At 34.1% G+C, this 7,384-nt stretch carries 7 protein-coding genes; 3 read left to right on the top strand and 4 right to left on the bottom strand.

Going from position 1 to position 7,384, the window contains the following annotated elements; genetic code table 11:
• Positions 1-129 precede the first annotated feature (129 nt).
• Positions 130-1,557 (bottom strand): histidine--tRNA ligase, encoded by a 1,428-nt coding sequence (gene hisS, locus ACIDC4_RS24210; protein WP_412044156.1) that lies wholly within the window; start codon positions 1,555-1,557, stop codon positions 130-132.
• 202 nt (positions 1,558-1,759) lie between these two features.
• Here hisS and ACIDC4_RS24205 point away from each other — a divergent pair, with 202 nt between their 5' ends.
• Positions 1,760-3,004 (top strand): ABC transporter permease, encoded by a 1,245-nt coding sequence (locus ACIDC4_RS24205; RefSeq protein ID WP_412044157.1) that lies wholly within the window; start codon positions 1,760-1,762, stop codon positions 3,002-3,004.
• A 207-nt stretch (positions 3,005-3,211) separates the two neighbouring features.
• On the opposite strand, the gene prmC is transcribed toward ACIDC4_RS24205, so the two are convergent.
• The 3 genes from prmC to ACIDC4_RS24190 form a co-directional block, all read right to left on the bottom strand.
• A complete protein-coding gene (gene prmC, locus ACIDC4_RS24200) occupies positions 3,212-4,078 on the bottom strand; it encodes a peptide chain release factor N(5)-glutamine methyltransferase (protein ID WP_412044158.1) in 867 nt (288 codons plus the stop codon).
• Positions 4,079-4,158: 80 nt separating this feature from the next.
• Positions 4,159-4,968: a hypothetical protein gene (locus tag ACIDC4_RS24195; RefSeq protein WP_412044159.1), complete on the bottom strand. Its 810-nt coding sequence runs from the start codon at positions 4,966-4,968 to the stop codon at positions 4,159-4,161.
• A gap of 7 nt (positions 4,969-4,975) precedes the next feature.
• Positions 4,976-5,461, bottom strand: a complete 486-nt coding sequence (locus ACIDC4_RS24190) for a GNAT family N-acetyltransferase (protein ID WP_412044160.1) — start codon at positions 5,459-5,461, stop codon at positions 4,976-4,978.
• Between the two features lie 106 nt (positions 5,462-5,567).
• Here ACIDC4_RS24190 and ribD point away from each other — a divergent pair, with 106 nt between their 5' ends.
• Both ribD and ACIDC4_RS24180 read left to right on the top strand, forming a co-directional pair.
• Positions 5,568-6,617, top strand: a complete 1,050-nt coding sequence (ribD, locus tag ACIDC4_RS24185; protein ID WP_412044161.1) for a bifunctional diaminohydroxyphosphoribosylaminopyrimidine deaminase/5-amino-6-(5-phosphoribosylamino)uracil reductase RibD — start codon at positions 5,568-5,570, stop codon at positions 6,615-6,617.
• Complete coding sequence (locus tag ACIDC4_RS24180) at positions 6,610-7,212, top strand: HAD family hydrolase (RefSeq protein WP_412044162.1); 603 nt, start codon at positions 6,610-6,612, stop codon at positions 7,210-7,212. Before ribD ends, ACIDC4_RS24180 begins: the two co-directional genes overlap by 8 nt.
• Positions 7,213-7,384 lie beyond the last annotated feature (172 nt).

Raw genomic sequence — 7,384 nt, 5'->3', positions numbered from 1 at the left:
AAATAGCGTGAAAACACATAAGGTTTAGCACGCTATAGAGACTAGCTCAATGACTGTCTTGAAAAACAAAATTAATAAAAATTAAGATTTAAAATTGGAAATCAACACAGAATCTTTGCGGTTAAATCCTTAAGCCAACAAAGCATTTTTCAACCCTTCAAAATCTACAGAAATCTGCTCTCCTGAAACCAGATTCTTAAGCGAATAAGAATTGTTTGCAATTTCCTGATCGCCTGCAATTACTGCAAACGGAATCAAGCGTTTATCTGCATATTGAAACTGTTTCCCTACTTTTACATTATCAGGATACAATTCTACTTTTATATTTTCTTTTCTCAGCTTCTGGATCGCCTGCGAAGCGTACAAAGCCTCGGCATCTCCGTAATTGATAAACAATGCTTTTGATGTCGCTGCAACAGTTTCCGGGAACAATTGTAATTCTTCCAGAACCAAATAAATTCGGTCTAAACCAAAAGAAATTCCAACGCCGCTCATATTCTTTAAACCAAAAATACCCGTTAAGTCATCGTATCTTCCGCCACCGCCAATAGAACCCATCGAAACGGTTTTTGGTGCCGCTACTTCAAAAATTGCTCCCGTATAATAATTCAATCCACGAGCCAGCGTTACATCAAGATCTAATGTTGCTGTCGCCAAACCTAAAGTTGCCACATTGTCACAAATAAATTTCAGTTCCTCTACTCCTTTCATTCCTTCCTCAGATTCAGCTAATAAATCTGAAAGCTGAGCGATTTTATCTGAAAATGATCCTGTAAAACTAAAAAGCGGCTGAACTTTAACCAAAGCTTTTTCATCGATACCTTTTTCGATCATCTCTTTTTTCACACCATCTTCACCAATTTTATCCAGCTTATCAAGAGCTACTGTAAAATCGATCAATTTATCAGATGCTCCAATAACTTCGGCAATTCCAGATAATATTTTTCTGTTGTTGATTTTAATCGTCACACCTTCTAAACCCAAGGATGTAAAAACAGTATCGTATAATTGAACCAATTCTACCTCCTGCCATAATGATTTAGAACCAACAACATCGGCATCACATTGATAAAATTCTCTGTAACGTCCTCTTTGAGGTCTGTCAGCTCTCCAAACCGGTTGAATTTGATATCTCTTAAAAGGAAACTCAATTTCGTTTTGGTGCTGTACCACATATCTTGCAAACGGAACAGTCAAATCGTAACGCAATGCTTTCTCTGAAATTTTTCCGGTAAATTTATTCAGTTCAATTCTCTGATTCAAATCTATTGTTTCTGCAGAATTAGTTTGCAATGCTTCAATAGATTCCGGTAATTCAATTTTATTTTTATTAAAGAAAAAATTACCTGAATTCAATATTTTAAAAATTAAACGATCACCTTCTTCTCCATATTTCCCCATTAAGGTATCTGAATTTTCAAACGAAGGCGTTTCGATTGGCTGAAAACCAAATTTCTCGAAATTATTTTTTATAGTCTGAATAATATATTGACGTTTTGACACCTCTGCAGGCGAAAAATCTCTTGTTCCTTGTGGTATGCTTGGTTTCGAAGCCATTTTTCTGATTTTAGATTTTTAGATTTTAGATTTTAGATTATTTTCTAATCTTACTTCATAAACTCTTTTACATTAATTATATTGGGATTTTAGATTTACTACTAATCCTAAATCGTCTGCAAATATCTTATTTTTTAAAATAAATAATGCCAGTTCGAAAACAAACTTGTAACAAAAAACGTATTTTCGTGACAAATTGGTCATGATGCTAAAATTATTTAAAGAAAATATCCGAATTGCTTTTGGTTCTATCAAAACACAATTATTGCGTACTATTCTTACCGTATTAATTATCGCTATCGGGATTACCGCTTTGGTGGGAATCTTAACCGTTGTAACAGCACTGGAAAACACCATTTCGACCAATTTTGCTTCTATGGGAGCCAATACCTTCAACATTAACCAATACGAAAACAACCTTAAAAACAGAGGAAGTAACGAGCGTGAAATTGTAAATCCAATTATTTCGTACCCTGAAGCCGTTGCTTTCAAAAACAAATACAAATATCCTTTTACCGAAACTTCTTTATCCTTTACCGCAACCCGAACGGCAGAAGTAAAATATCTGGAGAAAAAAACCGATCCGGAAATCCAGATTTTGGGTGTCGACGAACATTTTATCTCCAACTCGGGTTTAGAAATAAATCTGGGCCGCAGTTTCAATCAATTCGACATCGATAATAATACCTATTCTTGTGTTGTAGGATCTGATTTCGAAAAAGGATTATTAAAAGATGTAAATCCAATAGATAAAATAATTTCCATTCGTGGCGCGCGTTTTAAAGTTATTGGCGTACTAAAAGAAAAAGGATCAACGTTTGGCAATAGTCAGGATTTACGCGTTTTAATTCCAATTCAGGTAGCACGTTCTTTATTTACTGCCCCAAATATCAATTACACAATGAGCGTAATGGTAGCTAAAAAAGAATTGCTGGATGAAGCCATAGATAATGCAACAAGCACCATGCGACGCGTACGAAAATTAAGCCCAACACGCGACAACAATTTCGGAATTGGCCGTAGCGATGATTTAATCAATCGTATTTTAGGCATTACAAAATATTTAGGCTGGGCATCCTGGATCATCAGCGTGATTACCATCTTAGGATCTTCAATCGCATTAATGAATATAATGATCGTTTCGGTTACAGAGCGTACACGCGAAATAGGCGTTCGTAAAGCTTTAGGAGCAAAAAGATCAACAGTTGCTTTTCAGTTTTTTATCGAAACTTTACTTATAGGACAAATTGGAGGTTTGATTGGTATTATAATCGGAATACTTTTAGGTTTTGCCATTGCAACCGCAATGAGTTTTGCATTTGTGATTCCGTGGGTAGCCATTTTTGCAGCATTTGCAACCAGTTTTACCGTTGCGATTGTTTCGGGTTTATATCCTGCTATAAAAGCCTCAAAACTAGATCCAATCGAAGCTTTGCGTTACGAATAATTTTTTAGTTTTCGGTCCCAATTTTTAGTTTTCGGTTTCTTAAATATTTGAAGCAGAAATCAATCATTCAAAAGACAACTTGTCCCGCTTTTCATTTCAATCTTTTATTTTTTTAAAGAAAAAAAAATAAAAGGATTTCCACTGCAATCGGGGCTAGGTTAGAAGTTTCATTTTTTTAAGATCTTTCAGGTAATACTTTAAAAAAAACTACAAAGTTTTAGAAACCTTACCAAAAATCATGCGATCATTATCGTAAATATCTTTTCGCAATTCGATGTTTTCAAAATTCATTTTTTCTAATAAATCTTTCATTTCACATCCTAGATACTGATTGATTTCAAAATACAATTGCCCGTTTTCTAACAGATTATTTTGTGCCAACGCAGCTATCTTTCGATAAAAAACCAAGGCATCATTATCTTCTACAAAAAGCGCCAAATGCGGTTCATAATCCAGCACATTCTTCTTGATTTCTTCTTTTTCTAAATTACGCACATACGGCGGATTCGAAACTATAATATCAAAATTACATTTCAGTTCTTCTGCATTCAAAACATCCTGAAGAATAAAAGTAACATCCGTTTTATTGTTCACTGCATTTCGCTTCGCTGTTTCTATTGCTTTTTTCGAAACATCCATCGCATAAACCTGAGCGTTCGGAATATTTTTTGCCAACGAAATGGCAATACAGCCACTCCCGGTTCCTATGTCCAGAATTTTAATTGTTTTAGCCTTATCAACTTTAGAATTCTCATTGACAATCCATTCTACCAATTCTTCGGTTTCCGGTCTTGGGATCAAAACATTTTCATTGACTTCAAAATCCAATCCGTAAAAATTAGTTTTCCCCAACAAATACTGAATCGGAACTTCCTTTTTTAATTGCGCTAATAATAAATCCCAGACAGCAAAATCACTTTCAGAAAAAGTTAATTCATGATTCAATGCCAAATCTATCTGACGCAATTTATGTTTATCCTCTAATATTAAATAAAAAAAACTCTCAGCTTCATAAGCGTCATAAAAAGGCGATAATTCTTTTATAAATTGAGTCCTATATTGTTTGATTCTCATTTTGAGTTTATTTTAATGCCTCAATTTTTAAGCAAATATTTTAATCTATCTTTTTTCAACAATCAATTTAGTTTACGATTCTAGCAATCAAACTGAATAGCTAACTCAGAAACCTTTTTTACCGGTTCTTCATTTTCTGCCTTCGAAGAAAGAAATAACATTACGCGTGTTTCCTCATAATCTCTGTTAGCACCAAAAATAAAATCCAGTTTACCATCATTATCAATATCTCCGGCAAAAAGCAATTCAACAAAAGTATCATTGAAAGTCTCTACTTGCAAAAGCAATTTTTCAGGGCCGTTATTTGTTTTCAAAAACAACTTATAGTTTTCTACTTTTTTATAAATTTCCTCTTTATTATCATCTAAAATTCTTTTTTCAGTCGAAAGCACTTTTCCTTCAGCTCTAAAAACATAATCAGCATTTTCGAATTTCAAAGTTACTTTTTCGTTTGGCCAGATTTTGTTTTTAGCCAATTTCAAAAACTTTATTTTTCCCAACTTCAATTTCGGATAATCCATAAACAAAACCGATTTATTTTTAGAAACAATTGATCTTGTAGAATCTCCAACACATTCATCATATCCTTTTTCGATCGTAAAATCAGTTTTTCCTAAATAGTAAGTTCCATTTTGCTCAAACAAATCAATCCAGTCTTTATTCAAGGAATTAGCCGGGTTCTGCCCCTGATCATCTCTGTAACCATCTGGCAATAAAATTTCAAAATCGTTTTTAACATCCTCCTCTACAACAACTTCATCATTTACAGCCGAATCTTTAACAACTTGATTCTTAAGCGGAGTTTGAGCTCCTTGAGTTTTTATTACTTTACCGTCTTTGCAGGAAAACAAAATCGAGAACAACAAAAACGGAAGTATTATTTTTTTCATAGTAAACTTATAGGTTTTTCAACATCCACACTGGGCAAGAACTATGCCCCGTATTTCCTAAAGGAGCATTTAGATATTCAAAACCGGATTTTTTATATAATTTTTGAGCAGCATGCATAAAAGGCATTGTCTCGATATAACATTTTTTGAAACCAAAATCTTTTGCCTGCTCTAAACATTTATCCATCATTTTGCTTCCAATTCCTAAACCACGGGTTTCTGGCAGGAAATACATCTTTTGCAATTCGCATATTTCAGGATCTCCATTTTCAAGCGGTGCAACTCCTGCACAGCCCACAATTTTGCCTCCATTTTCAACGACAAAATAAACTGACTGTGGTTTATTATATTCTTCAAACATTAAATCTAAATAAGGATCTTCGTACGCTGTACCTACTTTCGGAATTTCCATTTCATCAAAAACCGATCGTATTAATTGAGCAACTGCCTGATTGTCTTCTTTTTTAATTGTCCTGATAATCCAATTTTCCATTTTTCTATATTCGTGTATTGTATTACAAAAGTAAAAATACTTTTTTGATAGTTTCTTAACAATATCGTTAACTATCGAACTAAACAAAAATAACTACTTTTGTACCGTGAATATACATGAAAAATACATAAAACGCTGCATAAAGTTGGCAGAAAATGGCTTTGGAACTACATATCCTAATCCGATGGTGGGTAGCGTAATTGTTTACGAAAATCAAATCATTGGCGAAGGCTGGCACAAAAAAGCCGGAGAACCACATGCCGAAGTAAATGCCATTCGATCTGTAAAAGACAAATCATTATTAAAAAAAGCTACTATTTATGTAAGCCTGGAACCTTGCAGCCATTTTGGCAAAACACCTCCGTGCTGCGATTTAATAATAGAACATCAAATTCCGAATGTCGTTGTTGGAACCGTTGATCCTAACGAAAGAGTAGCGGGAAACGGCATTAAAAAATTAATTGCTGCCGGAGCGAATGTAACTGTTGGTGTTTTAGAAAAAGAATGCCACGAACTCAACAAACGCTTTTTTACTTTTCACGAGCAAAAAAGACCTTATATAATATTGAAATGGGCCGAAAGTCAGGATGGTTTTCTGTCTCCCGAAAAAGAAATCGGTCAGGATCGAAAACCGGTTTGGATTACCAATACGTATTCAAGGCAATTGGTTCATAAATGGCGCAGCGAAGAACAAGCTATTTTAGCAGGAACCCAAACTGTAATCGACGACAATCCGAAGTTAAACACCAGAGACTGGTCAGGAAACAATCCGGTAAGAGTTGTTCTGGATCAAAATAATCGCATATCAAAAGACAGTTTTGTTTTTGACAATACGGTAAAAACGATTGTATTTACAAAATCTGAAACCAACGTTTCAGCAGAAAACACTAACTTTGAAGTAATTGATTTTAATCAAAATATAATACCTCAAATTTTGGCTGTTTTACATCAAAACCAAATTCAATCTATTATTATTGAAGGTGGATTGCAAACTTTACAATCTTTTATAGATCAGAATATTTGGGATGAAGCCCGGATTTTTATTGGAAATACTTCTTTTGGAAAAGGAACTAAAGCACCAATTATTCAAAAGAACAATCCAACCAAAACTTACATTCTAAGCGACGAATTACTAAACATTAGAAATCATGATTGATACTATAATTTTTGATTTTGGAGATATTTTTATCAATTTAGATAAACAAGCGACCATTTCAGGATTGCAGCAATTGGGCATGACAGAATGGAATGCAGAATTGGACCGCTTGAATCTTTTGTTCGAAACCGGAGATATATCGCATGATGATTTTGTGGCAGGTTTTCAGAAAGAATTACCAAATGCTTCGATAGAAGAAATCCTAAAAGCCTGGAATGCCGTTTTAGCAGACTTCCCTTTATATCGATTAGAGTTTCTACAAATGCTTTCAAAAAAATACCGTTTGTTTTTATTGAGCAATACAGATTCTATTCATATTGCGACTTTCGAAAACAAAAGCGGCATTTCGTTTTACAGCGACTTTTATCAATGCTTTGAAAAAGTTTATTTTTCTTTTGAAATTGGAATGCGTAAACCAAACGCAGAAGTTTTTCAATACCTGATCAACAAACACGAATTATCGCCAAAGCGTACTTTGTTTGTCGATGATAAAAAAGAAAACACAGATTCAGCCGCGGCTTTAGGTTTCCATGTTTGGAATTTACAAGTTGGTCAGGAAGATGTAGTTGATTTATTTGAGAAAAAGATATTGTAACTAACGTATACTTTGTCAACGACTTACAATTATTGATGTGATTAACCGCAAAGAGCGCTAAGTTTTTCATCTAACTGTATGTTGAGAAAACACAAAGTTCGCAAAGCTTTGAGTTGATTCCAGCTTTGCGAACTTTGTGTTTATAAAGCCATCAAATTAAAAAACCTTGGCG

The organism is Flavobacterium sp. C3NV (assembly GCF_046825355.2).
In the GTDB taxonomy this organism is placed as follows: Bacteria; Bacteroidota; Bacteroidia; order Flavobacteriales; family Flavobacteriaceae; genus Flavobacterium.
The sequence above is the reverse complement of the archived record's forward strand: the minus strand, read 5'-3'. Positions and strand labels throughout refer to the sequence as shown.

Excerpts from the sequence above, each read along its gene's own strand:
- ACIDC4_RS24180 (WP_412044162.1), top strand. The coding sequence starts at position 6,610 with ATGATTGATACTATAATTTTTGATTTTGGAGATATTTTTATCAATTTA.
- prmC (WP_412044158.1), bottom strand. The coding sequence starts at position 4,078 with ATGAGAATCAAACAATATAGGACTCAATTTATAAAAGAATTATCGCCT.
- ACIDC4_RS24205 (WP_412044157.1), top strand. The coding sequence starts at position 1,760 with ATGATGCTAAAATTATTTAAAGAAAATATCCGAATTGCTTTTGGTTCT.
- ACIDC4_RS24195 (WP_412044159.1), bottom strand. The coding sequence starts at position 4,968 with ATGAAAAAAATAATACTTCCGTTTTTGTTGTTCTCGATTTTGTTTTCC.
- ACIDC4_RS24190 (WP_412044160.1), bottom strand. The coding sequence starts at position 5,461 with ATGGAAAATTGGATTATCAGGACAATTAAAAAAGAAGACAATCAGGCA.
- hisS (WP_412044156.1), bottom strand. The coding sequence starts at position 1,557 with ATGGCTTCGAAACCAAGCATACCACAAGGAACAAGAGATTTTTCGCCT.